Here is a 24,715-nt window from a genome sequence, read left to right as displayed (position 1 = left end):
GGCAGCCTCCGCTTCGACTGCGCGGACAGACAGGCCGATGCCCACGGCGGAGTCACACTTGCGCCGGAGCATGTACCGGACTGCGAGCAACACGGTCGACGGATGCGCCCCAAGTGCCCTCGCGCCCCTGGCGGCGCGCCATGCTCGCTCACGGCCCTGCAGCGTGAGCGAGCCGCTGTGCCCTCACTCCCGGTTCGCGGTCTTGATGACGGGCAGCTTGGGCGCCCGGCCATAGAGCAACTGGTAGGTGTTGTACGAGCGCAGCACGCGCTTGATGTAGCCGCGCGTCTCGGAGATGGGGATCTCCTCCACCCACGCGTCGAGCGGAAGGTCCGGCTTGTCCGCGCGCCAGCGGTTCACCGCGCCCGGCCCCGCGTTGTAGCTGCCCACCGCGTACGGGGTGTGCCCACCGAACTTCTTGAGCAGCCCGCCCAGGTAGTGCGCGCCGAAGCGGATGTTGAGGTCCGGCTGGAGCAACTGGTCCACCGTGAAGCGCTTGAGCTTCAGCTCGCGCGCCACGCCCTTCGCGGTGGACGGCATGAGCTGCGTGAGCCCCAGCGCGCCGGCCCACGACAGCGCCTTCGGGTCCAACGCGCTCTCCTCGCGCATCAGCGCCTGGAGCAGGTCCGCCTCCACACCCGACACCGCCGTGTGCTTCTCGATGAGGTCGCGGAACGCGTTGGGATACGCCACCTCCCACACCACGCGCGTCTCGCTCGTGATGCGTCCGCTCAGGTCCTTGCGCAGCGCCAACCGGGCCACCGCGTGCGCGGCGCGCTCATCGCCCGCCTCGTGCAGCACCAGCACCAACAAGCGGATGGCCTCCGCGGGCTGGTTCGTCCGGCTCACCGCGAGCAGCTCCGACGACACCGCCTCCGGGAAGCCCAGGCGCAACAGCTCCACGCCCGCGCGGAAGTGCGGGTCCTCCCCCACCGGGCCCGCGAACAACGGCCAGGGACTGGCCGCCTCCGGCACCGCGAAGATCTCCGGAGAGATTCGCTCCAGTCGCTGGGGGTCCAACGCGGACAGCTGCGAGCGCGCCATCAGCCCGTAGTACGTCGCCGGGTGCTCCACGGAGATCTTCTCGAACAGCTCCGCCGCGCCCTGGATGTTGCCCTGGTCCTGGAACGTGCGCGCCCGCCAGTACCGCGCGCGCTCCACGTCGTAGCTCTCGTCCGCTTGAGCGAAGCGCTGCTCGATGCGGTCCAGGAACGACAGGCCCGCGTCCTCCACCTTGCTCGTGCGCGCGATCCAGTACGCCTTGAAGAGCGCCTCGCCCAGGAAGTCCCCCTGGGGATACAGCCGCGCCAGCTCGTCCAGCCGCGCCATCGCCTCCTTGGGGCGGCCCGTCTTCACGTACAGGTCCGCCGCGTAGAAGAGCGCGTCGTCCGCGAAGCTGTGGTCCGGGAACTCGCGCGCCAGCCGCTCGTACGTCTCCGTGCCGCGCGACGAGTCGACGATGGAGCGCGACGAGCCGAGCACATACAGCGCTCGCGCCAGCAGGTCTCTGTCCGTGCACTTCTCCACCACGGGCGACAGCGTCTGGATGGCGCGCGTGTGCTCGCGCTCCTTGCGCAGGCCCTTGCCGTAGGAGAAGTGCGCGCGGCACGCCAGCGCGTCCGGGAGCTTCAGCTGCGTGAGCAGCGGCTCCAGCTGCGCCAGGCCCTGCTTGTTGCGGTGCAGCTCCACCAGCGCCTCGCCGCGAGCCACCCGGGCCTCCACCGGCGCCGTCTGCCCCTTGAGCCGCTTGTCGGCCTGGACCGCCAGCGGTGACAACGGATGCGCGCCCCACAGGCGCCACAGCGCGGCGCGCTCGGCGGCCTTGTCCTTCTTCTCCGCGGCGATGTCGGCGATGGCCATCAGCGCCTCGGCGCCCACGTTGCGCCCCCAGCTGGGCGCCGCGCGCGAGGTGAGCGGCTCCAGCGCCGCCATGGCCCCTTCCGCGTCCTTCTTCTTGCGCAGCACCCGGGACAGCGCCAGCCGTGCGTCCACGTACAGCCGTGACTCGGGCGGCACCTGGGCCAGCTGCACCGCGGCCTCGTCGTAGCGGCGCAGCCCCTCCAGCGCCACGCCCGAGTGGGTCAGGCACCGGTCCCTCAGCGCGGGGTAGTCCGGCGCCAGGGCGGCCAGCTCCTTCGCGGCGGTCTCCTCGTCCCCCGAGCGCAGCGCGGCCAGGGCGCGCAGGTAGCGCACCGGCGGGCTGTCACCCTCGTCCTTCAAGAGCTCGCGGGCGCGGGCGAAGTGCCCCTTGTCGAAGGCCGCGCGGGCCTCCTTCTTCTTGCCCTCACCGAAGTACGGCGACAGGTCCTCCAGCGCGTAGCGGCGGCCCCGGTGGACGACGGGTGCGGGCGGCGCGGCGTTGGGGAAGGCCGGGTTGAACACCTCCACGAAGCCAGGCGGCAGCGGCGACTTCTCGGCGTCCGGCGGCGGCGAGAGCTGCGCCTCCGGAGGCGCGTTCTCGGTGTGGGTCGTGGGGGCCTCGGAGGCCTCCGTCCCGGAGGGGGCCGGGGACGAGGGAGCCTGCGCGGACAGCATGAGCGCGGAGGCGATGACGGCGAGCTTGGGCAGGAAGGGCTTCATACGCGGGGCTGGGGAGCCTGGGAGGTGGGCGCGGGCTCGCCCCAGGACAACCGGGGGTGCATGGAAAATTTCCGGAGGCTGTCACAGGTTAGACTGTCCGCCCGCCCATGGACATCCGGACTCAGAGCGCGCTGCTGGCATCCATCATCGGCCTCGCCCTTGGCGTGTCCATGTTGTTGCGCCCGGCCAGGCCCAAGGTGCTCACCCTGTACTCCGTCTTCGCCCTGACGGTGGCCGGGTACTACCTCTCGTTCTTCTTCCACAGCCTCTTCCCCGAGGTGACGTACCCCTGGGCGCACCGCATCACCCTGGGCATCACCGTCCTGGTCGCCTCGCTCATCCCGGGCGCCGCCGTGGGGTTCTTCCTCGAGTTCTTGGATGTCAGCAAGGGAACACACCTGGTGGGCCGCCGGCTCGCCCTCCTGTCGGTCTTCCTGGGCCTGGCCGTGGCGGTCACCCCCCTGGCCGACAAGCTGTGGGCCCGGGTGGCCATGGGCGTCTGGGTGCACGGCTCCCTGCTCGCTTCGGTGTCGTTGCTGCTCCACCGGGTCCGCAGCAACGAGTCGCGCATCGAGCAGCTGCGGCTGATGTACCTGGCCATCGGCGCGGCGGCGGGCATCCTGTTCTCCGCGCTGGACTTCATCGGCAGCTCGGTGCCGTTGCCGACGCTGGGGCCGGTCTTCACCACGCTGTACCTGTTCTTCCTCGCGCAGACGCTGCTGCGGCTGCGGCTGATGGACCTGCACGAGCTGCTGGGGAAGATTGCGTCGCAGACGGTGCTGGCGGTGATCCTCGCGGCCGTCTTCACGGTGTTGACGGCGTGGGTGGACGAGGACACGGGCCTGTTCCTGTTCAACACGGTGGTGGCGGCCTTCGTCATCCTCATCCTGTTGGACCCGCTGCGAACAAAGGTGGAGGAGATGGTGGTGCGCATCTTCTTCCGCGAGCGCTTCGCGCTGCTGGACGCGCTGGGGACCTTGCGCGCGCGGATGGCGAACGTCATCGACATCTCCGAGCTGGCCACGCTGGTGCTGGACACACTGCACGAGACGGGGCGCGTGACGCACTCTTCGGTGTACCTGCTGGCGGAGGACCGGCCCGGCTACCGGCTGCTGGACTCACGGGGCCCGTTGCCGGGGGCGTTCCTGGACACGGCGGCGGCGCGGGGCCTGTTGTTCGCGGTGGCGAGCGGACAGAAGGCGGTGCTGCTGGAGAACGTGGAGCGCCGGGGCGCGACGATGCGGCTCCAGTCGGTGGAGGGGCGCCGGTATCGCGACGAGCTCAAGCGGTTGAACGACACGCGCGCGGCGCTGGTGCAGATGCGCGCGGGCATCAGCGTGCCGCTGGTGGGCAACGACAGGGTCATCGGCTTCCTGAACCTGTGGGACGAGCGGGTGCCGGAGGCGTACGCGTCCGACGAGATTGCCCTCATCCTGGAGGTCGCGGAGAAGCTGGCGACGGTGCTGGAGAACTCGAAGCTCTACGAGAAGATTCGAGAGCGGGATCGACTGGCCGCGCTGGGTGAGATGGCGGCGGGCCTGGCGCACGAGATCCGCAATCCGCTGGGGGCCATCAAGGGCGCGGCGCAGTGCCTGGACCCCAGGCGGCTGCCGGGCGAGGACGGCGAGTTCCTGGAGGTCATCGTCGAGGAGGTCAACCGGCTCAACGGCGTGGTGACGGCGTTCCTCGACTATGCGCGGCCGATGAAGCAGAGCTTCGGGCCCACGGACCTGAACGAGGTGGTGACGCGCACCATGCGCCTCATCCAGAACGACGTGCCGTCGAGCGTCGCGCTGGCGGTGGAGCTGGACCTGCAGCTGCCGCGAGTGGACGGAGACGCGGAGCAGCTCAAGCAGGTGCTCATCAACCTGGTGCAGAACGCGGTGCAGGCGCTGGACACGCGCGAGGGGCGAATCACGGTGCGCACGGAGCGGCCGGAGCGCTTCGGTGAGTTCCGCAACGCGGGCGGCGAGCTGCTGGAGGTGCGGGTCTCCGACACCGGCCCGGGCATCCCCCTGGACCAGCAGCCGCACATCTTCGTGCCGTTCTTCACGACGAAGCAGAAGGGCACGGGGCTGGGGCTCGCCATCTGTCAGCGCATCGTGAAGAACCACGGAGGCAGCATCTCCGTGCAGAGCAAGGCGGGCGAAGGCACCACGTTCATCATCCGCATGCCCGCGCTGCCGGTGGAGAAGCCCGTGGAGGCGCTGCCGGAAGGAACGGGAACGCCGCCTCCGGCCACGCGCATCTCCCAGTCGATTCCCGTGCCCGAGGAGCTGCGCGAGCCCCCCAAGCCGCCCTCCCCCGCCCCGCGCGCCAGCAAGCGCGAGCGGAAGCGCAAGGCGGGCTGAGGCTCACGTCACGGGGTGACGCGGCCCGCGCGCGGACCCGCGTTTCACGGACGGCTCAGCCCAACGACGCCGTCGCCTCCGCCAGCTTCTCCTGCGCCGCCTCCCAGCGCGCGTAGAGGTCCTCCAGCGACTCCTTGCCCGCGCGGTGCGCATCCATCAGCGGCTTGGCGCGCGCGAAGTCGTTGTAGAGCACGGGGTCCGCGAGCTGCGCCTCGCGCTCCTTCTGCTCCGCCTCCACCTTGGCGATCTGCTCTTCGAGCTTCGCGATCTCCTTCTTGAGCGGCCCCTCGACCACGCTGCGACGCTGGCGCGCCTCGGCCTCCAGTCGCTTGCGGTCCTTCTCCGAAACGGGCCCGGAGGACACCTTCTCCCCTCCGCGTGACGAGCCAGCCGCCGCGGCCTCCGCCTCCAGTCGCTGCTGCTCCTGGTGGTACAGGTAGTCGTCCAGGTTGCCCGGGTGCGGGGTCAGCTTGCCCTCCGCCACCTCCCAGACGTGCGACGACAGCCCGTTGATGAAGCTGCGGTTGTGGCTGACGAACAGCAGCGTGCCGCCGTAGCCCTTGAGCGCTTCAATCAGCATCTCGGACGAGTCCAGGTCCAGGTGGTTGGTGGGCTCGTCCATCAAGAGGAAGTTGGAGGGGACCAGCAGCAGCTTGGCCAGCGCCACGCGTGCGCGCTCACCACCGCTGAGCACGCCGATGGGCTTGTCCACGTCGTCACCGCTGAAGAGGAACGCGCCCAGCACGCCGCGCACGTAGCTCTCCGGCTTGTCCGCCGCCAGGGGCCGCACCTCCTCGATGATGGTGTTCTGCCGGTCGAGCTTGTCCGCGTGGTGCTGCGCGTAATAGCCCACCACCACGTTGTGCCCGAGCGTCACCGTGCCCGTGTCCGGCGCCAGCTCCCCCGCCACCATCTTCAGGAGCGTCGTCTTGCCCGCGCCGTTGGCGCCCACCACGGCGATGCGCTGCCCGCGCTCCACCCGGCCCGTGAGGCCGTCGTACACCGTCTGCGCGCCGTACTTCTTGGTGATGCGCTCCAGCGTCACCACGTCCCGGCCGCTCCGGTCCACCTCCGGGAAGCGGAAGCGCATCGTCGAGCGCTCCTCCAGGACGTGCACCTTCTCCAGCTTCTCCAGCATCTTCGCGCGGCTCTGCGCCTGCTTCGCCTTGGTGGCCTTGGCGCCGAAGCGGTCGATGAAGCCCTGCAGCTCCGCGCGCCGCGCCTCGACCTTCTCGGCGCGAGCCTTCAGGAGCTCCTTCTCCTCCGCGCGCAGGCGCTTGTAGTCGTCGTAGTTGCCCGCGTACTCGCGCACGCCCTCCAGCTCCAGCGACACCACCCGGTCGATCTGCCGGTTGAGGAAGTCGCGGTCGTGGGAGATGAGCACCAGCGCCTTGTTCGAGCGGCGCAAGAAGCCGTCGAACCAGGCCAGCGTGGGCACGTCCAGGTGGTTGGTGGGCTCGTCGAGGAGCAGCAAGTCGGGGTCCTGGAGCAGCAGGCCCGCCAGCGCCGCGCGCATCCGCCAGCCGCCCGACAGCGCCGACGTGGGCTTGGCCAGGTCCAGGTCCCTGAAGCCCAGGCCCTTGAGGATGCGCTCGGCGTGGTGCTTCCCGAAGCGGTTCTCGAAGTCGTCCAGCTCCGCGTGCAGGTCGGCCAGGGACTGGGCCAGCTCGAGCTGCTCCTCCTCGTCGGTGGCCGCCGCGAGCGCCTCCTCGGTGTCCTTCAGGCGCACCTCCAGCGAGTCGCGCCCGGGGACGGTGCTCATCACCGCCTCCACCACCGTGCCCTCCGGCAGGCCGGCGATCTCCTGGGGCAGATACCCCCACCGCGCGCGGCGCCGGTACGTCAAGGTCCCCGAGTCCGGCTGGAGCACCCCCGCGAGAATCTTCATCAGGGTGCTCTTCCCCGTCCCGTTGGCCCCCACGAGGCCTACACGGTCCTTGGGGCCGAGGGTGAAGTTGTCGCTGTCGAAGAGGACCTTCTTCCCATAGGAGAGGCTGAGGTCCTGGGCGATGACGAGGCTCATGGCGGGCGGGGATGTAACAGCCTCCGGCGCCTCGGGAAATGGCGCAGATGCCTGCCCGGAGGCCCTGCGGCCCAACGCCCCCTTTCCGGACCCGCCCGGGGCCTGCCTATACTCCGGCCCCACATGGCTGCCCCCTGTCCCCATTGCGGAAGCACCGACGGCGTCGACCACCTCTGCGCAGGCCAGAGCCTCCAGCTCATCGGCCAGGTGCTCGATGGCCGCTACAAGATTGAGAGCGTGCTCGGCCAGGGCGGCATGGGCATGGTGTTCCGCGCCACGCAGACGTCGGTGCAGCGCCCCGTCGCCGTCAAGACGCTCAACCCGTCGCTCGCCGCCGCGCCCCAGTTCTTCGAGCGCTTCCGCCGCGAGGCGGAGATCGCCAGCCGCCTGCGCCACCCGAACGTCATCACCATCTTCGACTTCGGCCGCGCCCCCGACGGCACCTGCTACTACGTGATGGAGCTGCTCCAGGGCGAGAGCCTCAAGGAGGTCGTCAAGCGAGAGGGGCCCATGTCCCTGCGCCGCGCGACGAGCCTCCTGGAGCAGGCCACCCAGGGTCTCGCGCACGCGCACGCCGAGGGCTGCGTCCACCGCGACCTGAAGCCCCACAACATCATGGTGCAGGACCTGGGCGGGCGGGACTTCGTCAAGGTGCTGGACTTCGGTCTGGTCAAGGCGCTCGAGGCCGAGGAGGAGGAGCAGCTCACCTCCACCGGCCAGGTGCTGGGCACGCCCCAGTACATGCCGCCGGAGCAGGCCGGCGGTGAGTCCGTGGACCAGCGCTCGGACCTGTACTCGATGGCGGGCGTGCTCTACTTCTGCCTCACGGGCAGCTCGCCGTTCGGCGCGAACACCGTGCGCAAGGCGCTCACCGCGTCGCTCACGCAGCAGGTGCCCGCCGTCAACACCAAGCGCCAGGGCGCCCCCGTCCCGCCCGCGCTGGACGCGTTCTTCCGCAAGGCGCTCGCGCCCGAGAAGGACGACCGCTACCAGAACGCGCAGGAGTTCATCGACGCGATGATGGACTCGGTCGCGGACGCGACGCCCGAGCAGTTCGACGCGATGCCCAGCGGCGGCTCCTCCTCCGGCGTCAACGAGCGCGGCAGCGGCAGCCGGGCCAGCAGCCGCGCCGGACGTCCCTCCGCGGGCAGCGGCAGTGGCGTGCGGTCTCGCGCCGGCGGCGCACCGGGCCGGGGCTCCACGCCGTCCAACGTCGTCGTGGCCCGCAGCCAGGCGGGAGTGCCTGGAGGCAGCGGCTCATCTCCCAGCCGCGTCCGCCAGGGCCCGCCTCGCCCCGCACCGGTCCAGGCCCCGCCTCCCGAGCCCCCCGCGCCGGAGGGCATGTCCACGGGCAAGAAGGCGGCCCTCGTGGTGGTGCCGCTGCTGCTGATCGGCATCGCCGCCGCGGTGGTCATCGGAGGCCAGGGCGGCTCCAAGACGCCCCCCACGCAGGTCGTCGAGGTCCCGAGAGATCGTCCCACGAGCCCTCCGCCGACGACGGCGAACACGCCGCCCACGCAGGCCGCGGCGCAGTCCATCCGGGTGAAGTTCAACTCGTCGCCGGCGGGCGCCGCCATCTTCGAGGGTGAGGAGCAGATCGGCACCACGCCCATCGAGCTGATGCTCCCGCGCGACAAGTCGCACCAGCTCACCTTCCGGCTGGCGAACCACAAGTCGGAGGAGCGCTCGCTCAACTTCAGCCGCGTCGCGGGAGACAGCCAGACGGTGGACGTGTCGCTGGAGCCCATCCGCGCCGCCACGCCGCCCAAGCCGCGCCCCACCCGGCCGACCAACTCCGGGCAGGAGATCAACGTCTTCGAGTGAGTCGTGGCCCGGGCTCCCCGTCACCTCACGGGGAGCCGCGCCGCACGACGAGGGCCTCAGACGAGCCGGCCCAGCTTCGGCAGCACCTCACCGCTCTTGCCCTGGACGAAGTGCTCGAAGCTGGAGGCGTTCTCCGACGCATCCAGGTTCACGAGCCACGTCTCTCCGCCCGCGGCCCGCACGTTGTCCACCATGCCCGCCGCGGGATACACGGCGCCGGACGTGCCGGCCGCGAGGAAGACGAGGCGCCCGCCCGAGCGCATCGCCTTCACCGCGAAGGACTCGATGCGGGTGAGGTCGTCGGGGTCCAGCTGCTCCCCGAACCAGACGATGTGGGGCCGGAGCAGGGCTCCGCACTCCTTGCAGCCGGGCACGGTGCCGGACGCGTACACGGTGGTGTCCGGGAAGGGCGCGCGCGTGCAGTCGGGGTTGCTGCAGCGGGTGGTGAAGAGGTTGCCGTGCATCTCCACCACGCGCTGGCTGCCGGCGCGGCGGTGCAGGCCGTCCACGTTCTGCGTGGCCAGGAGGAAGCGGTCTCCCAGGTGGCGCTCCCAGGCGACCAGGGCGTCGTGGCCCGGGTTCGGCGAGACGTCGGCCGCTCCGGCCCGGCGCTGAGAGTAAAAGCGCCACACCCGCAGCGGGTCCTTCGCGAAGCCCCGGGGTGAAGCCACCTCCGTCACGGGCTGGTCCTCCCACAACCCGTTCATTCCTCGGAAGGTCGGCACTCCGCTCTCGGCGGAGACACCGGCGCCGGTGAGGACGAGCAGCCAGGTATTGGAATCAAGAAGGAGCGTTTCCATGGAGCCTCCTGCACGACATGGGATTCAGGTTATGAAGCGGGACGTTGACCGCCCCCGGGGCTGACTCGTGGGTGCGCAAGCCCTTGGCTCGAGGAGCCCATCATGGCGGAAATCACGCTGAACCTGACCGCGGTTCCCAAGGCGCAGGCGTACGAGGAGCTTCAGCAGCATGTGAAGGCCGCGCTCGCGGGTATCGACGACCCCATCGCCGGCATGGCGACGATGAGCTGCCTCATCCACCACGCCTTCGGCCACCTGTGGACGGGCTTCTACCGGGTGGTGACGCCGGGCAAGCTGCTGCGCGTGGGCCCCTACCAGGGCACGCTGGGGTGCCTGGAGATCAAGTTCGGCAAGGGCGTGTGTGGCACGGCCGCGGAGAAGGGCGAGACGCAGGTGGTGGCGGACGTGCACGCCTTCCCGGGGCACATCGCCTGTGACGCGCGCTCCGCGTCGGAGATCGTCGTGCCCGTGTACGGGAAGAACCGCGAGCTCATCGCCGTGCTGGACATCGACTCCGCGAGCAAGTCCACCTTCGACGAGGTGGACCGCCGCGAGCTCGAGACGATGATGCGCTGGTTCCAGGAGTAGACGACGCGGGCCCGGGCGCGCGGGCTCAGTCCCCGCGCGCGTAGGCCACGGCGAGCTGTCCGGCGAAGCGGGCGTTGTTGGCGAGCAGCGCGAGGTTGGCCTTGAGCGTCTTGCCTCCCGTGCGATTGCCCAGCTCGCGCAGCAGGAACGGCGTCACGTCCTTGCCACGGATGCCCTGACGCTCCGCCTCCGCCAGCGTGGAGGCGATCTGCAGCTCCACCTCGTGCTTGGGCAGCGCCGTCTCCTCCGGCGGCGGCACGGTGTAGAGCACCCCTCCCTGCCCCAGCGTCTCGAAGCGAGCGCGAGCGATGCGCGCGGCCGTCGCCACGTCCCCCACGCTGTGCTCCAGCTGGATGCCGGACTCGCGGCTGTGGAAGGACGGGAGCTCGCGCGTTCCCACGCCGATGACGGGCACACCCGCGGTCTCCAGCAGCTCCATCGTCTTGGGCAGGTCCAGCACGGACTTGGCGCCCGCGCACACCACGGCCACGGGGAAGCGCGCCAGCGCGGCGATGTCCTGCGAGATGTCCCAGTGCTCGGAGGCGCCCCGATGGACGCCGCCGATGCCGCCCGTGGAGAAGACGCGGATGCCGGCCGCGGCGGCCAGCTCGCACGTGGCGCTGACGGTGGTGCCGCCCGTGGCGCGCGTGGCCACGGCGATGGCCAGGTCACGAGAGCCGAGCTTCAGCAGCTTCTCCTTGCCCTCGGCGAGCCGACGCAGCTGCGCGTCCTGCAGGCCGATGCACACCTGACCATCGACCACGGCGGTCGCGGCGGGCACGGCGCCCGCGCGGCGGATGGCCTCTTCACAGGCGCGAGCGGCGGCGAGGTTGTCCGGATAGGGAAGCCCCTGAGCCACCACACTCGTCTCGAGCGCGACCACAGGCTGGCGCGAGTCGAGGGCGCGACGCACCTCGTCCGAAAAGCGTAGGTCCATGACGCGCGGTTAAGCCATGGCTGTCGTTGGGGCACAAGCCAGGCGCGCGCGGAAACGTCGGCTTGCACGCGGGAGTGCCGGGCCTTATTCCCTCGCGCGCCGTGTCCACGACTGTCGCCAGCGCTCCCGCCGCGCCGCCTCGCACCTTCTCCGCGAACGACGTGGCCATCCTGTGTGTCGTCGTTGTCTGGGGCACCAACTACACGGTGGTGAAGGAGGCGCTGGGAACGATTCCGCCGCTCGCCTTCATGGCGGTGCGCTTCGCCATCGCCTCGGTGGCCATGGCCGCGCTGCTGCTCGTGGTGGAGGGCTGGAAGCCGCTGAGCCGGCCGGTGTTCCTCAAGCTCGCGGCGCTGGGGCTGGTGGGAAACACGCTGTACCAGCTGTGCTTCATCCTGGGCCTGGCGAACACCACGGCGGCGAACAGCGGGCTGCTGACGGCGGTGACGCCGGTGCTGGTGGCGGCGTTGGGCGCGGTGCTGGGCGTGGAGCGTCCAGGCCGTCCGCTGGTGATGGGCATGTCGCTGGCGGTGGTGGGGATGGTGCTGGTGGTCGCCGCGCGAGGCCCGTCGCTGGGAACGGGGACGCGACTGGGCGACGGACTCATCCTGGGGGCGTGCGCGTGCTGGGCGCTCTACACGGTGGGCATCCGCTCGGTGGGCAACGAGGTGTCGGCGCTGCGCATCACCGCCATCACCATGCTGACGGGGGCGCCGGGCGTGGTGCTCGCGGGAGTGCCGGAGGTGCTCGCGCTGGACGTCGGGAGCATCGGCTTCGGGGCGTGGGCCGGCGTGGTGTACTCGGCGCTGGTGCCGCTGGTGCTCAGCTACTTCATCTGGGGCCGTACCGTGCAGCAGGTCGGCAGCGCCCGCGCGTCGCTCTACAACACGGGCGTGCCCGTGGTGGCGGCGCTCACGGCGTGGGGCGTGCGCGGCGAGCGGCCCACGTGGCTCCAGGCCCTGGGCGCGGTGCTCATCCTCGGGGGCGTGCTGCTCAGCCGCAGGAAGTGAGCGGACGACCATCACGCCCCTCGACGCATCTCCCGTTCCCTCGGCGCGACCGAGAGGGTTCCGAGGCAGCAAGGGCGCCTGCTGGAGTGAGCCGCGGAGCCTCGGCCCCAGCCACATCGCGATACCCGTGAGTCGTTGAGCGCCCCTCCACCTCGAGGCAGCACCGCGTCCGTCCTCGGCTCGCGGCCCGCTTGAGGCCCTTCGCCTTGGTTCGCGTCGAGGATTGACAGCGCGGGGCCGGAAACCAAGCCGCGCCGGCCGTCAGCGCCCGTCCTCGCCTCGCCGTCCGCGCTCCACCGACAGGCCGTACTCCTCGATCTTCTTGTCCAGCGTGGGCCGGCTGATGCCGAGCAGCGCCGCGGCCTTCACCTTCTTGCCGCCCGCCTCACGCAGCGCCTCCGCGATGGCGTCGCGCTCGAGCCTCCCGACACGGGCCTGGAGCGTCTGCGCATCACTCGCCGCCGCGCCCTGCTGCACCTCGGGCGGCAGGTGCAGCGCGCCCACGCGAGCACCGGCGTACAGCAACCCCAGCCGCTCGCCCACGAGCTCCAGCTCCCGCACGTTGTGGGGCCAGGGGTAGTCCGTCAGCAGCCGGCGGGCATCGGGCCCCAGCGTCGGCGGCTCACGGCGCACCCGACGCGAGGCCCGCGCGAGGAACCCCTCGAGCAGCGCCATCACATCCGCGCGCCGCTCCCGCAGCGCCGGCACCTCCAGCTCGAAGCCCATCAGCGCCCGGGCCAGGGCCGCGTCCACCTCGCCCTTGGAGCCCAGCGCCGCCACCGGCGCCAACGACGTGACGAGCAGCCGCACGTCCACGGGCTCCTCGCCGCCCTGCCGCGCGGGGGCCGTCCTCCGGGCCAGCAGCCGCACCAGTCGCTCCGCCGTGGCGCGAGGCAGCGCCTCGACGTGCTGGAGCAGCAGCGAGCCCCGGTCCGCGCGCAGCAACGCGGACGCCACCGGAGGCTGTCCCGGCGCGCTGGCGCGGCCGAACAGGGCTTCCTCCACGGCGGCCTGTGGCAGACGACAGTCCACCGTCACCAGGGGCTCCAGCGCGCGCGGAGAGCGGGCATGGATGACTTGAGCCAGCAGCGTCTTGCCCGTGCCCGGCTCGCCATGCAGCACCACTGGCGCTGCGCTGTTGGCGGCCCGTCGCGCCGCATCCGCGAGCGCGCGCAGCGGCCTGGACGTGCCAAGCAGCAAGGGCACCGGCGCCTCCGCCTCCACCCGCGAGCGCACCGCCGTATACGCCTCGCCCCCCAACCGCCCCAGCGCGGCGAGCAGCTGTCCCTCTCCACCGGTGAACGACGAGTCCGCCCGCGTCGCATAGAGCACGCCGAACGGCATGCCCCCCGAGGCCACCAGCGGCGCGCACATCTCCGTCTCCGCCTGCACCAGCTCCTTGCGGTCCAGCGCCACCTGCGCGAGCGAGCGGGGCACCGCCACCGCGTCCGCGCCCGACACCGCCGCGGTGAGCAGGCCCGTGTTGCTCCCGAGCAGCGCCGCCGCCCGGTCCGCGCTGAGCGCGCGCGCCGTCTCGTCCGCCAGCCTGCGCAGCACCATGGCCTCGCTGGTGGCGCCCAGGAGCGCGGTGCCCGCCGAGTACAGCGCCGCCGCCGCGCCGACGTGAGGCAGCACCTCCTCGATGGGCACATGCCCTGGTGACGTCGGCCCGCCCTCCACCAGCGTCACCGGCGCCGGCTCGAAGACGGCCATCGTGGAGCCCACGCGGACGCGGTCTCCCGGCTGCAGCACCACCTGCCCGCTGATGCGAGCGCCGTTGACGAGTGTCCCGTTGCGCGAGTCCAGGTCCGTCAGCCGGACCTGCCCCTCGTGCACGGTGAGCTGGGCATGCTTGCGCGACACCTGGTCATCCCGCAGGGGGATTTCACAGGACGGGCTGCGGCCGATGGCCATGTCCGAGAGCACCTCGTAATGGCGCCCCGCGGACGGGCCGGTGAGCAGCAGGAGTGCGGGCATGCGGCGCGCGAGCCTAGCGCCCTGGACGACGCGGGCAAGCGGAGCCGCGTCGCACTACATCGGTCGTTCCGCGTTGAGCAGGGCCCGGATCTCGGACTCGTCCAGGGCCCGGCCCTCGCGGCTGAGCGCCAGCGCGTTGACCTGGGTCTCTTCGACCTCCACGTGGGCGCCCTTGCGCCACTCCGTGGTGTGCACCGCGCCATCCACCAGCTTGCCCACGAGGCTGCCGTCGTCCCGGGCCATCAGCTCCAGCCACAGGTTCTCCACCACCTTGTTCCCATCCGGGTGGGTATCGAACGGCGCCCGCACGAGGAAGGTGAGCGGCTCCATCAGCCCCCGGCGCTGGAAGCGCGCCAGGAACGCCGGCAGCAGCGCCTGGGCCTCGCGGCGCATGGACTCCGTCTGCTCCTCCGGCTCCTGCGAGAAGCGCTCCCGGTAGGGTGCCAACAGCTGGGACGTGTTGTGCCGCCCCAGGGGTGACACCACCGTGAGGAACAGCCCCTCATGCCCCTCGAAGGTCTCCAGCGGCACGCCGAGCAGGTTCGCCCGGGCCTCCTCCGACGGCACCACCATGAAAGCCTGGCCCTCGCTGGTGCCCACCTGCGAGCGCAAGGCCGGCCCCTGCCCGAAGGCCAGGTCCGTGCACAGCTCGTGCAGGAAGCTCTCCGCCGGCAGCAGGTCCTGCTCCGCCAGGTGGAAGATCTCCAAATCCCTCGCCCCGAACTTCTCCATCCCGTGCGAGTGCACCCACAGGGGCGTGTCGCCCTCGGTCACCTCCACCGCGTGCAGGTGCACGTGGTCCCGGATGTCGAAGTCCAGCTCGGTGATCTCCACCACGTCCTCGGGCTCGTGCAGCTTGTAGGCCGCCAGGTCCACCAGGACGCCGGGCACGTGCTCCAGCAGCGTGCGCACCGCCCAGAGCGCCTCGAACACCGGCAGCGTGGGCTGCGCCCCACCGGGCTCCAGGGACAGGTGGTAGTACGCGCGCGCCTTGCCCAGCCTGGCGAAGGCCTCCGGACTGCCGCTGTAGGCCGCCTTGTTGAACTTCGGCAGCTCCTGGGGGCCCACGGTCAGCCGGACCCGCACCTCCGAGCTGTCCGCCCGGAGCACGAACCCCTGCGCATCCTCGTCCGGGGTGAACTCCACCTCATCGGTCGCGAACGAGGCCCGCAGGGCATCCAACGGCACGGGCCCTTCCTGCTCGGTCGCCAGGAGGTAGACCTCCATCACAGGTGCTTCTCGATTTGCTGAAAGAGGTCCACGCGGTCCACCAGGTTGGTCAGGTAGTCGAGCTTGTCGGTGGCCAGCACCAGCACTGGAGACAACCGGTAGGCACCGAACCATTCCTCATACAGGGCATTGAGGCGCTGGAGGTAGCGGGTGGGGATGTCCTTCTCCATGGACCTGCCGCGCAGGCGGATGCGCGCCTTGAGCGTCGGGACCGGGCAGCGCAGGTAGATCATCAAGTCGGGGGGCCGCAGCGACTCGGAGATGGTCTCGTACAGCTCGCAGTACGTCTTCCAGTCCCGCTTGTCGATGAGCCGCTGGCGGTGGAGGTTCTTCGCGAAGATCTCCGCGTCCTCGTAGAGGGTGCGGTCCTGCAACACGGTACCGGAGGTGCGCTCCAACTCCCGGTGGAGGCGGAACTTGTGCGTGAGGAAGAAGAGCTGTGAGCGGAACGCCCACGTCTTCATGTCCTTGTAGAAGTCCGCGAGATAGGGGTTCTGGTCATTGGGCTCGAAGGACGGAGTCAACCCGTACTTCCGGCACAAGAAGGACGTGAGCTCCGTCTTCCCGGCGCCGATGTTGCCCGCGATGGCGATGAACTTTTTCCTGGCCAAGCCACCCCTGCTTGTAACCCCGGCGAGCGGAGCACACCAGCAACAAGGTACGGAAGGCTCGTGGTAGAAGAAGTGCATGCCCCCGCCCTCACCGTCCCGCCACGTCCCGGGAGCCGCCACCACCCAGGGTGCGGCCGCCCGTCTGGACGTTCGGGACAGGACATCTCGCGGCGGGACTGCCCTCGGGTCCAGGCCTCTGCCTGGGCGTCGAGCCGGCCCCGAGGAGGGGGCCGAGGGATGCGCAAGCTTTTCTGCATGTTGACCGCTGGAGTCTGGACGCTCGTCTGCTTTCCCCTGACCCTCGTCGCGATGCTCGTCACGCTGCGCTCCTCGAGCGCGCTGTGGGTCGTCCGCGAGCTGTGGTCCCCGGTGCTCCTGTGGGCCGGTGGCGCGAGGCTGGAGGTCTCCGGCCAGGAGAACGTGGACCCCAAGCGCCCCACCATCTACGTGGGCAACCACCAGTCCACCATCGACATCCCGGCCCACTTCATGGCGGTGCCGGTGCCCTTCCGCTTCGTGGCCAAGGATCAGCTCAAGTGGGTGCCGCTCATCGGCTGGTACCTGGCGCTGGGCGGCCACGTCTTCATCAACCGCTCCAACCGCGCCAAGGCCATCAGCTCCCTGGAGGCGGCCGCGGCGAAGATTCGCGGGGGCACCAGCATCTTCCTGTACCCGGAGGGCACCCGCTCCTCGGATGGCCGCGTGCTGCCCTTCAAGAAGGGCCCCTTCGCGCTCGCGCTCAAGGCCCGCGTCCCCATCTGCCCCGTCACCATCGAGGGCTCCGGGGACCTCATGCCCAAGGACAGCTGGAACATCACCCCCGGCCCCATCCGCGTGAGGGTGGGCAAGCCCATCGACACCACGGGCTTCGCGGAGAATGATCGCGAGGGCCTGGCCCGGGCCGTGCGCGAGGCCATCATCGCGGACAACCTGGCGATGGGCGGCAAGGGCGGCGACCGCGAGGACGCCATCGCCTCCGCCGGCCACGAGGGCGTCGGCTCCGCCCACGCCTCCCTCATTCCCTGAGACACGCTCCGTGACGATGACTCCCGCCTTCCGCTTCCGCCCCTGGGCTCGCGCCGCCGTGCTGGGTCTGGGACTCCTCGCCGCTGGCTGCGGCCACACCTCCGCCACGAAGACGGGCGCCGAGGCCCCCACCGACGAGCGCTCCCGCGCGCGGGCCTACCTGGAGGAGAACCAGCCCCAGAAGGCCCTCGGGATTCTCGCGGACCTGCATGCCCGCTCCCCCGAGGACCTGGATGTCGCGCGCACGTTGACGGAAGCCCAGGTGAAGGCGGGCCGCGCGGACGCGTGGATCCAGGAGCTGCAGGGGCGCATCGCCACGGGTGAGCGCGCCGTGGACCAGTACATGCTGGGCCTGGCCCTGTTCTCCCGCGCGAGGGACGCCGGCGCCCCCGCCGTGGCCGCCTTCGAGCGCGCCATCGCCCTCGCCCCGGACACGGCCGAGTACCACTACCGCCTGGGCGTCGCCCGCCTCGAGTCCGAGCAGTACCCCGCCGCCGTGGAGCCGCTGCGCCGCGCGGCCCTGCTCGCGCCGGAGCGCACCGCGTGGCGCCTGCCGCTGGCCAAGGCGCTGCATCGCACCGGGGACTCCCCGGGCGCGGTGGAGGCGCTCGGCGTCGTGGTGCGAGGCCGCCCCTCGGCCGCGGACGTGGCCACGGCGCGCGCGCTGATGGAGCAGATCAGCGACCCCTTCGGAGGCATCCCCAAGGCCGCCGAGGCCAAGCTGGAAGAGGGCCTGCGCTACCTCAACGACCTGGACGCCCCGCAGCACGCCATCCTCGCCTTCGAGGAGGTGCTGCACGACTACCCGGACCTGGCGGTGCTCCACTCGCTGCTGGGCCTGGCCTATCAGCGCCTGGACGACGCGGGCCGCGCGGTGGACGAGTTCAAGCAGGCCATCGAGCGCGCCCCGCGCGACGGGAAGAACCACCTGTACCTGGGCGAGCTCTACGCGGCCCGCCAGCGCCCCGACGCGGCGCGCGGCTCGTTCGAGAAGGCCGTCGCGCTGCACCCTCTCCTGGACGCGGCGTGGTTCCGCCTGGGAGACCTGCACCTGGAGCGGCGGGATTTGCCCGCGGCGCGCGAGGCGTTCACCGTCGCGGTGTCGCTCACGCCCGACTCCCTCCCCGCGCGCGGCAAGCTCGCCCTCGTGTACCAGCTCGAGGGGGACTACCCCGCCGCCGAGCGCGAGCTGCGCCACGTGGTCGAAAAGGACCCGGAGAACGTCGAGTTCACGCTGCGATTGGGGCTGCTCTTCACCGAGCAGACGCTGAAGTCCACGCGCCCGCAGGTGCGCAAGGCGGCGGCCGAGGAGGCGGAGCGCTGGCTCTCCAAGGTGCTGGAAGCGCAGCCGGAGAACGCAATGGCTTCGCGCGCGCTGCAAAGCCTCAAGGGCCAGTAGCCACCGACGGGCCCGGCCCTCTACACTTCGAGTTCCGATGAGCGAAGGTCGCAAGTCTCCGAGCACGGCCGCCCCCACGGGCTCCCAGCCGCGCACTCCGACGAATCCGGGCATGCCGCGCACGCCGACGAGCCCCGGCATGCGTGTGATGTCCGCCGCGCGCACCGCGCCGCTGGAGAAGTCGAAGCAGGATGGGCCGTTGGGCAAGCGGCTCGCGGGCGAGGCCTCCAATCAGGCCCTCAACGCGCTCTCCGTCCTCAAGGAGTTCGCGGCGGACTTCAGCAACCGCGACAGGTTCTTCAAGTACAAGGCCTCCATCGTCGCCGGGTGGCTGGTGATGACGGCGGCGAGCTTCGCCATCGCCTGCCCTGGCAGCTCCGTGCAGACGGGTGACATGGACGCGCGCCTGGTGCTCAGCGACAAGCTGGACCGCCCGTCCATCACCATCTGGAACGAGAGCAAGGAGGAGTGGAAGGACGTCACCCTCATCGTCAACGGCCAGTACCGCGCGGCGGTGGCGTCCGTGGGCGCGGGGGAGTTCATGACAATCACCCCCAAGCAGCTCATGGGCACCAGCGGCGCGGCCCCCGCGGACCTGCGCTTCGAGACGCTGGAGATGCGCAGCCACGACGACAGCGCGAACCTCACCGAGGACCTGCGCAACGAGTGGAAGCGCCTGCTGAGCCCCAAGAAGTAGCCCCGCAAAAGCGAAGGGCGCCCTCCCCAGCGGGAAGAGCGCCCTCGCGTTGCCACCGGCCCCTCCTCGCGAAGGGGCGCGGCTGGCGGCCGTTACTCGGCCTTGGTCTCCTCGGTGGACGCAGGAGCCTCGGCGGCGGGCGCGGCCTTCTTCTCGGGCCGATCCACCAGCTCCAGCAGGGCCATCTCCGCGGCGTCACCCCGGCGGAAGCCGAGACGAACGATGCGGGTGTAGCCGCCGGGGCGGTTGGCGTAACGGTCCTTGTACTCGCTGAAGACCTTCTTCAGCACGTCACGGTCCTTCACGGTCCGGGCCGCCAGGCGCACGTTGGAGAGCCCACCACGCTTGCCCAGCGTGATGATGCGCTCCGCCAGCTTCCGGGCCTCCTTGGCCTTGGGAAGCGTGGTGCGGATGGCCTGGTGCTCGAGCAGCGAGGTGACCATGTTGTTCAGCATCGCGAGCCGGTGGCTCGTGGTGCGGTGCAGCTTCCTCTGTCCTACCCTGTGACGCATCGTCGTGCTCCGGGCCCCCGTGGGGACCCACCACTCCGGCCGTATCAGGTACCGGGTGGGAAGGGTGGACCCGACACGAGGCCCACCACTGCTCGTCGAACCCGGAGGACTTCACCGGGCTCCTTCCCGCCGCGCGCCGCCTGCCGCCATGTCGCGGGCGCGCGGGGAAAGTACCACGTACCGCGAAAGACCTAGGCCTTGGGCGCCGCGGGAGCCGGGGCCTGCTTCGGCGGCCAGTTCTCCAGCTTCATGCCCAGCGACAGGCCCATCTCCGCCAGGATCTCCTTGATCTCCTTGAGCGACTTGCGGCCGAAGTTCTTCGTCTTGAGCATCTCGGCCTCGGTGCGCTGCACCAGGTCGCCGATGGTCTTGATGTTCGCCTGCTGCAGGCAGTTGGCCGAGCGAACCGACAGCTCCAGCTCGTCCACCGAGCGGAACAGGTTCTCGTTGAGCTTCGCCTCCTCCTTCGGCGCCTCGGCGATGACCGGCTCCTCGGTCTCGTCGAAGTTCACGAAGACGGTCAGCTGCTCCTTGATGATCTTCGCCGCGTACGCCACCGCGTCCTGCGGCGACACCGAGCCGTCCGTCCAGACCTCGAGCGACAGCTTGTCGAAGTCGGTGACCTGACCGACGCGGGCGTTGGTGACCTGGTAGTTCACCTTGCGCGTGGGCGAGAACAGCGAGTCGATGGGGATGGTGCCGATGGGCGAGCCCGCCACCTTGTTCGAGTTGGCCGGCACGTAGCCACGGCCCCGGCGGCACGTCAGCTCCATGCGGAGCTTGCCACCCTCGGAGATGGTGCAGATGTGGTGGCCCGGGTTGAGGATCTCCACGTCGGCGTCGGCGATGATGTCACCCGCCTTGACCTCCTTGGGGCCCTCCGCCTCGATGCGCAGCGTCTTCGTCTCGTTCGTGTGCATCCGAAGGAGGACTTCCTTCAGGTTCAGCACGACGTCCGTGACGTCCTCCGACACCTCGGGGATGGTGGTGAACTCGTGGTCCACGCCCTCGATCTTCACGGACGTGATCGCCGCGCCCTGCAGCGACGACAGGAGCACCCGGCGCAGCGAGTTGCCCAGCGTCGTGCCAAAGCCGCGCTCGAGCGGCTCCGCGACGAACTTGCCGTAGGTGGGCGTCAGGCTGTCCTGGTCCACTTCCATCCGGCGCGGCTTGATGAGGTCACGCCAGTTCTTCGCAACGAACGTATCTGCCATGGTGTACGGCTCCTGAAGACGTGCGCCACCACCGACTTACCCACCAGCACGGCGGGAGGATGGACACGTAGGGGACTGCGATAAAGCACGACGCCCCGGCCTCGTCGGCCAGGGCGCTGGGTTCCACTTCCAGGCGCCAGATTGCGCCTGGCGTGGACGATTACTTCGAGTACAGCTCGACGATGAGCTGCTCCTGGATGGGCATGGTCAGGTCCTCGCGGTTGGGGACCGTGCGAACCGTGCCCTTGAACGCCTTCTTGTCCAGGTCGATCCACTGCGGAACGCCACGGCGGTCCACCGTCTCCAGCGCCTCGGAGATGCGGAGCACCTTGCGGCTCTTCTCCACCACCTCGACGGCCGTGCCCGGCTTGATGGAGAACGAGGGGATGTTGACCTTGCGGCCGTTCACCTGGAAGTGGCCGTGACGCACCAGCTGACGCGCCTCGTTGCGCGTGTCCGCGAAGCCCATGCGGAACACCACGTTGTCCAGGCGGAGCTCCAGCTGCTGCAGGAGGTTCTCACCCGTCTTGCCCTTGGCGGCGGACGCGCGGTGGTAGTAGCCGCGGAACTGGTTCTCCAGCAGGCCGTACATGCGCTTGACCTTCTGCTTCTCGCGCAGCTGCACGCCGTAACCAGAGAACTTCACGCGGCCCTGGCCGTGCTGGCCGGGGGGATACGGGCGGCGCTCGATGGCACACTTGTCCGTGTAGCAGCGGTCGCCCTTCAGGTACATCTTGAGGTTTTCGCGCCGGCAGATACGGCAAGCGCTCGCGGTATAACGGGCCATGGTCTTGTCCTTGGAGATGATCTGGAGCCGCCCCGGCGCGCGTGAGCACGCGGGGCGACCCGGACGAAGGGTTTAGACGCGACGACGCTTGGGCTGACGGCACCCGTTGTGCGGGATGGGCGTCACGTCGCGGATGAGGTTGATCTTCAGGCCAGCGGCGGCCAGCGCGCGCAGCGCCGACTCACGACCCGCGCCCGGCCCCTTCACGAACACGGACACGTTCTTCAGACCGTGCTCCATCGCCTTCGCGGCGGCGTCGCCGGCGGCCACCTGGGCGGCGAACGGGGTGGACTTGCGGCTTCCCTTGAAGCCACGCGCCCCGGCCGAGGACCAGGAGATCACGTTCCCGGACACGTCCGTGATCGTGATGATGGTGTTGTTGAACGTGGACTGGATGTGGACCACGCCGTTGAGGATGCTCTTCTTGCCCTTGCGCTTGGACTTCTTCGCGGCCGGGGCCTCGCCCTCGGCACCCGTGGGCGCCGCAGCCGAAGTATTGGTCTCGTCAGCCATGTGAGTTGCTGCTCCTGAGAGGTGATCGACGCCAGCGCCTCATGGCGCCGGCGCTGCGGTTTACCGAGCCGGAGCCGCCGGCTTCGCCCGGACGATGCCACGCTTCGGACCCTTGCGGGTGCGCGCGTTGGTGTGGGTGCGCTGGCCGCGGACGGGCAGACCCTTGCGGTGACGCAGGCCCCGGTAGCAGCCCAGGTCCATCAGGCGCTTGATGTTCATCGTCACTTCACGCCGGAGGTCACCCTCGACCTTGTAGCTGGCCTCGATGATCTCGCGGATCTTTCGAGCCTGGTCCTCGGTGAGGTCCTTGGTCCGGGTGGTGGGGTCGATACCCGCCGCCGCGATGATGTCTTGCGCGGACTTGTTGCCGATCCCGTAGATGTACTGGAGCGAGATCACGGCGCGCTTGTTGGGCGGCAGGTCGATGCCGGCGATACGAGCCATCTTCGGTCTTCCTTCTGGAGTGGAGTTGGTCTGAAGCCAACAGCCTTGCGGCTATCGGCCCTGGCGCTGCTTGTGCCGGGGGTTGGAGGCGCAAATCACGCGCACGATACCCTTGCGGCGGACAACCTTGCACTTGTCGCAGATCTTCTTGACGGACGCCCGAACCTTCATGGAGCGAACTTCCTTCCTTCGAACAGAGAAAAGCCAGCGGGCCACCCACCCCTACATCGGCGGGCCGCCCTTTTCGTTACTTCGCCCGGTACGTGATCCGTCCACGCGTCAGGTCGTACGGAGACAGCTCGACCTTCACCTTGTCACCGGGAAGGATTCGGATGAAGTGCATCCTCATCTTGCCCGAGATGTGCGCGAGCACCCTGTGGCCGTTGTCCAGCTCCACACGGAACATCGCGTTGGGGAGGGGCTCCATCACCGTCCCCTCAACTTCGATGGAATCATCCTTCGGCAAGCGTCAAACCTCTTCCCGGACCACGAACCTCTTGGAAGCGCGGCGGAGTAGCACTTTGGTCCGCAAGTGGCAAGCGTCCCGCGCAGCAAAACTCGGATTCCTACCAACCCACCGTAACAAGGACCTATTTCACCCGCAGTCCCGGCCGTCCTCAACGCCCTCGGGTGAGCACCTCGGGCACCCCATCCGTGATGAGGATGGTGTGCTCGAAGTGGGCGGACAACTTCCGGTCCGCCGTCACCGCCGTCCAGTCGTCTTCCAGGATCTCGATGTCCGAGGTCCCGGCGTTCACCATCGGCTCCACCGCGAGCACCATGCCCGCGCGCAGCTTCATCCCCGCCCCTGCCTGCCCGTAGTTGGGCACGTGTGGGTGCTCGTGGAGCTTGCGGCCAATCCCGTGGCCCGTGAAATCCCGGACCACGGAGAATCCCCGCGCCTCCACGTGCCGCTGGACGGCGTGGCCAATGTCCCCCAGCCGGTTGCCCGGCTTCATGGCCTGGATGGCCTTCTGAAGCGATTCCCGGGTGGTCTCCACCAGGGACCGCGCCTCCGGGGACACCTTCCCCACCGGCACCGTCCGCGCCGAGTCCCCGAACCACCCCCGGTACGACACCCCGAAGTCGAGCTTCATCAGGTCGCCTTCGACCAGCTTCCGCTTCCGGCTGGGGATGCCGTGCACCACCTCGTCGTTGATGGAGGCGCAGAGCACACACGGGAAGCCGAGGTAGCCCTTGAAGGCTGGCCTGGCGCCCCGCTCCGCGGTCATCTTCTCCGCGAGCGCGTCCAGCTCCCAGGTGGTGATGCCCGGCGCCACGGCCTGCTCGAGCGCATCCAGGACGTCGGCCACGATGCGACCGGCCTCGCGCATGAGCGCGATCTCCTCCCGGGATTTGATCTCCACTTGGCTCATCGGAGTCCCGCGCCAACCTCACCTGCACGGGACACGGGTGGCCAGCGACTCGAGGCACCGCAAGCCCCCGAACTCCGCTCGCCAGCCCGTCCGTCCATCAGGCCTTGCTCCGACCCGCGGCGGCCTTGATCTCCTCGTAGATGCCCTCCGGAGAGCCCACGCCGTCCACGCTCTTGAGCACGCCCTTCTTCTCGTAGAAGTTCTTCAGGGGCTTGGTCTCGGCGTCGTACTTCTGGAGGCGCTTCTCGATGACCTCCGGCATGTCGTCCGGCCGCTGCACCAGGCCCTCGCCACACTTGTCGCAGAAGCCCGTGCGCTTCGGCGGGCTCGTCTCCACGTGGTAGACGCTGCTGTCCTTCGGACACACGCGCCGTCCCGAGCCACGCTTCACCAGCGTCTCGTGCGGCACCTCGAGCGACACGACGGCGTCGAGCTTCTTGCCCAGCCGCTCCAGCATCCTGTCCAGCGCGTCCGCCTGGCCCGGAGTGCGAGGGAAACCGTCCAGGACGAAGCCCTGAGCGACATCCGCCTCCTTCAGGCGCTCCTCGACGATTCCAATCACGACCTCGTCCGGCACGTACTGGCCCGCCGCCATCAGCGGCCCCGCGACCTTCCCCAGCTCCGTCTTCTCCGCCACAGCCTTGCGGAGGATGTCACCGGTGGAGATCTGCGGGATGTGGAAGTCGGCGAAGAGCTTCTTCGCCTGGGTACCCTTCCCCGCGTTCGGCGGTCCCAACAGGATCAGGTTCATGTGCTCCTCTCAGCTCCCAAGGAAGGCACGGAAGTCGTCAGCCACGAAACTTTCACGCGCCCCCC

23 protein-coding genes are annotated in these 24,715 nt (G+C 69.9%); 7 read left to right on the top strand and 16 right to left on the bottom strand.

Annotated features, from left to right (window positions below):
- Positions 1–183: 183 nt before the first annotated feature.
- Complete coding sequence (locus OWM54_RS39425) at positions 184–2,580, bottom strand: transglycosylase SLT domain-containing protein (RefSeq protein WP_267700663.1); 2,397 nt, start codon at positions 2,578–2,580, stop codon at positions 184–186.
- Positions 2,581–2,687: 107 nt separating this feature from the next.
- Here OWM54_RS39425 and OWM54_RS39420 point away from each other — a divergent pair, with 107 nt between their 5' ends.
- Positions 2,688–4,931 (top strand): ATP-binding protein, encoded by a 2,244-nt coding sequence (locus tag OWM54_RS39420; RefSeq protein ID WP_267700662.1) that lies wholly within the window; start codon positions 2,688–2,690, stop codon positions 4,929–4,931.
- A 55-nt stretch (positions 4,932–4,986) separates the two neighbouring features.
- Here the strand turns inward: OWM54_RS39420 and OWM54_RS39415 are convergent, their stop codons facing one another.
- Positions 4,987–6,954: an ABC-F family ATP-binding cassette domain-containing protein gene (locus OWM54_RS39415; RefSeq protein ID WP_248543408.1), complete on the bottom strand. Its 1,968-nt coding sequence runs from the start codon at positions 6,952–6,954 to the stop codon at positions 4,987–4,989.
- A 255-nt stretch (positions 6,955–7,209) separates the two neighbouring features.
- Here OWM54_RS39415 and OWM54_RS39410 point away from each other — a divergent pair, with 255 nt between their 5' ends.
- Positions 7,210–8,778, top strand: coding sequence for a serine/threonine protein kinase (locus OWM54_RS39410; RefSeq protein WP_370640342.1), 1,569 nt, complete (start codon positions 7,210–7,212; stop codon positions 8,776–8,778).
- Between the two features lie 56 nt (positions 8,779–8,834).
- On the opposite strand, the gene OWM54_RS39405 is transcribed toward OWM54_RS39410, so the two are convergent.
- Positions 8,835–9,578: an SIR2 family NAD-dependent protein deacylase gene (locus OWM54_RS39405; RefSeq protein WP_267700661.1), complete on the bottom strand. Its 744-nt coding sequence runs from the start codon at positions 9,576–9,578 to the stop codon at positions 8,835–8,837.
- A gap of 102 nt (positions 9,579–9,680) precedes the next feature.
- Here OWM54_RS39405 and OWM54_RS39400 point away from each other — a divergent pair, with 102 nt between their 5' ends.
- Positions 9,681–10,166 (top strand): GAF domain-containing protein, encoded by a 486-nt coding sequence (locus tag OWM54_RS39400; protein ID WP_141327440.1) that lies wholly within the window; start codon positions 9,681–9,683, stop codon positions 10,164–10,166.
- Between the two features lie 25 nt (positions 10,167–10,191).
- Here the strand turns inward: OWM54_RS39400 and OWM54_RS39395 are convergent, their stop codons facing one another.
- On the bottom strand, positions 10,192–11,103 hold the full coding sequence (locus tag OWM54_RS39395) for a pseudouridine-5'-phosphate glycosidase (protein WP_223747263.1): 912 nt from the start codon (positions 11,101–11,103) through the stop codon (positions 10,192–10,194).
- Between the two features lie 101 nt (positions 11,104–11,204).
- Here OWM54_RS39395 and OWM54_RS39390 point away from each other — a divergent pair, with 101 nt between their 5' ends.
- On the top strand, positions 11,205–12,113 hold the full coding sequence (locus OWM54_RS39390; protein WP_223747262.1) for a DMT family transporter: 909 nt from the start codon (positions 11,205–11,207) through the stop codon (positions 12,111–12,113).
- A 261-nt stretch (positions 12,114–12,374) separates the two neighbouring features.
- Here OWM54_RS39390 and OWM54_RS39385 read toward each other — a convergent pair whose 3' ends face one another.
- Genes OWM54_RS39385 through OWM54_RS39375 form a run of 3 tightly spaced genes read right to left on the bottom strand, consistent with a single transcriptional unit; the run spans position 12,375 to position 15,931 of the window.
- Positions 12,375–14,090 (bottom strand): FHA domain-containing protein, encoded by a 1,716-nt coding sequence (locus OWM54_RS39385; RefSeq protein ID WP_223747261.1) that lies wholly within the window; start codon positions 14,088–14,090, stop codon positions 12,375–12,377.
- 54 nt (positions 14,091–14,144) lie between these two features.
- Positions 14,145–15,317 carry a DUF2314 domain-containing protein gene (locus OWM54_RS39380; RefSeq protein WP_223747260.1) on the bottom strand — a complete coding sequence of 391 codons (1,173 nt, stop codon included), beginning with the start codon at positions 15,315–15,317 and terminating at the stop codon, positions 14,145–14,147.
- Positions 15,317–15,931: a deoxynucleoside kinase gene (locus OWM54_RS39375; RefSeq protein ID WP_046714277.1), complete on the bottom strand. Its 615-nt coding sequence runs from the start codon at positions 15,929–15,931 to the stop codon at positions 15,317–15,319. The genes OWM54_RS39380 and OWM54_RS39375 overlap by 1 nt, the downstream gene beginning before the upstream one ends.
- Positions 15,932–16,168: 237 nt before the next feature.
- Between OWM54_RS39375 and OWM54_RS39370 the strand changes: the two genes are divergently transcribed.
- From OWM54_RS39370 to OWM54_RS39360, 3 genes are read left to right on the top strand one after another with little or no spacing between them, the layout of a single operon-like run.
- Positions 16,169–16,957: a lysophospholipid acyltransferase family protein gene (locus OWM54_RS39370; RefSeq protein ID WP_223747259.1), complete on the top strand. Its 789-nt coding sequence runs from the start codon at positions 16,169–16,171 to the stop codon at positions 16,955–16,957.
- Between the two features lie 16 nt (positions 16,958–16,973).
- Positions 16,974–18,356, top strand: a complete 1,383-nt coding sequence (locus tag OWM54_RS39365; RefSeq protein ID WP_223747476.1) for a tetratricopeptide repeat protein — start codon at positions 16,974–16,976, stop codon at positions 18,354–18,356.
- A gap of 37 nt (positions 18,357–18,393) precedes the next feature.
- Complete coding sequence (locus OWM54_RS39360) at positions 18,394–19,053, top strand: hypothetical protein (RefSeq protein WP_223747258.1); 660 nt, start codon at positions 18,394–18,396, stop codon at positions 19,051–19,053.
- 92 nt (positions 19,054–19,145) lie between these two features.
- Here OWM54_RS39360 and rplQ read toward each other — a convergent pair whose 3' ends face one another.
- From rplQ to OWM54_RS39315, 9 genes are all read right to left on the bottom strand, one after another.
- Positions 19,146–19,565, bottom strand: coding sequence for a 50S ribosomal protein L17 (gene rplQ / locus OWM54_RS39355; protein WP_046714281.1), 420 nt, complete (start codon positions 19,563–19,565; stop codon positions 19,146–19,148).
- Between the two features lie 191 nt (positions 19,566–19,756).
- Positions 19,757–20,779, bottom strand: a complete 1,023-nt coding sequence (locus OWM54_RS39350) for a DNA-directed RNA polymerase subunit alpha (protein ID WP_141327447.1) — start codon at positions 20,777–20,779, stop codon at positions 19,757–19,759.
- A 160-nt stretch (positions 20,780–20,939) separates the two neighbouring features.
- Positions 20,940–21,566: a 30S ribosomal protein S4 gene (rpsD, locus tag OWM54_RS39345; RefSeq protein WP_015350163.1), complete on the bottom strand. Its 627-nt coding sequence runs from the start codon at positions 21,564–21,566 to the stop codon at positions 20,940–20,942.
- A gap of 72 nt (positions 21,567–21,638) precedes the next feature.
- Positions 21,639–22,079 carry a 30S ribosomal protein S11 gene (gene rpsK / locus OWM54_RS39340; RefSeq protein WP_141327448.1) on the bottom strand — a complete coding sequence of 147 codons (441 nt, stop codon included), beginning with the start codon at positions 22,077–22,079 and terminating at the stop codon, positions 21,639–21,641.
- A gap of 60 nt (positions 22,080–22,139) precedes the next feature.
- Positions 22,140–22,523 (bottom strand): 30S ribosomal protein S13, encoded by a 384-nt coding sequence (rpsM, locus tag OWM54_RS39335; protein ID WP_141327449.1) that lies wholly within the window; start codon positions 22,521–22,523, stop codon positions 22,140–22,142.
- Positions 22,524–22,574: 51 nt separating this feature from the next.
- Complete coding sequence (gene rpmJ / locus OWM54_RS39330; protein WP_074951669.1) at positions 22,575–22,694, bottom strand: 50S ribosomal protein L36; 120 nt, start codon at positions 22,692–22,694, stop codon at positions 22,575–22,577.
- A gap of 76 nt (positions 22,695–22,770) precedes the next feature.
- A complete protein-coding gene (gene infA, locus OWM54_RS39325; protein WP_046714285.1) occupies positions 22,771–22,989 on the bottom strand; it encodes a translation initiation factor IF-1 in 219 nt (72 codons plus the stop codon).
- 151 nt (positions 22,990–23,140) lie between these two features.
- Positions 23,141–23,899, bottom strand: coding sequence for a type I methionyl aminopeptidase (gene map, locus OWM54_RS39320; protein ID WP_267700660.1), 759 nt, complete (start codon positions 23,897–23,899; stop codon positions 23,141–23,143).
- Between the two features lie 97 nt (positions 23,900–23,996).
- A complete protein-coding gene (locus tag OWM54_RS39315) occupies positions 23,997–24,650 on the bottom strand; it encodes an adenylate kinase (RefSeq protein WP_267700659.1) in 654 nt (217 codons plus the stop codon).
- Positions 24,651–24,715: the final 65 nt, after the last annotated feature.

Source organism: Myxococcus sp. MISCRS1 (assembly GCF_026626605.1).
Lineage (GTDB): Bacteria > Myxococcota > Myxococcia > Myxococcales > Myxococcaceae > Myxococcus > Myxococcus fulvus.
Note: the sequence above shows the minus strand (reverse complement) of the source record. Positions and strands in the feature narration are given on the sequence as shown.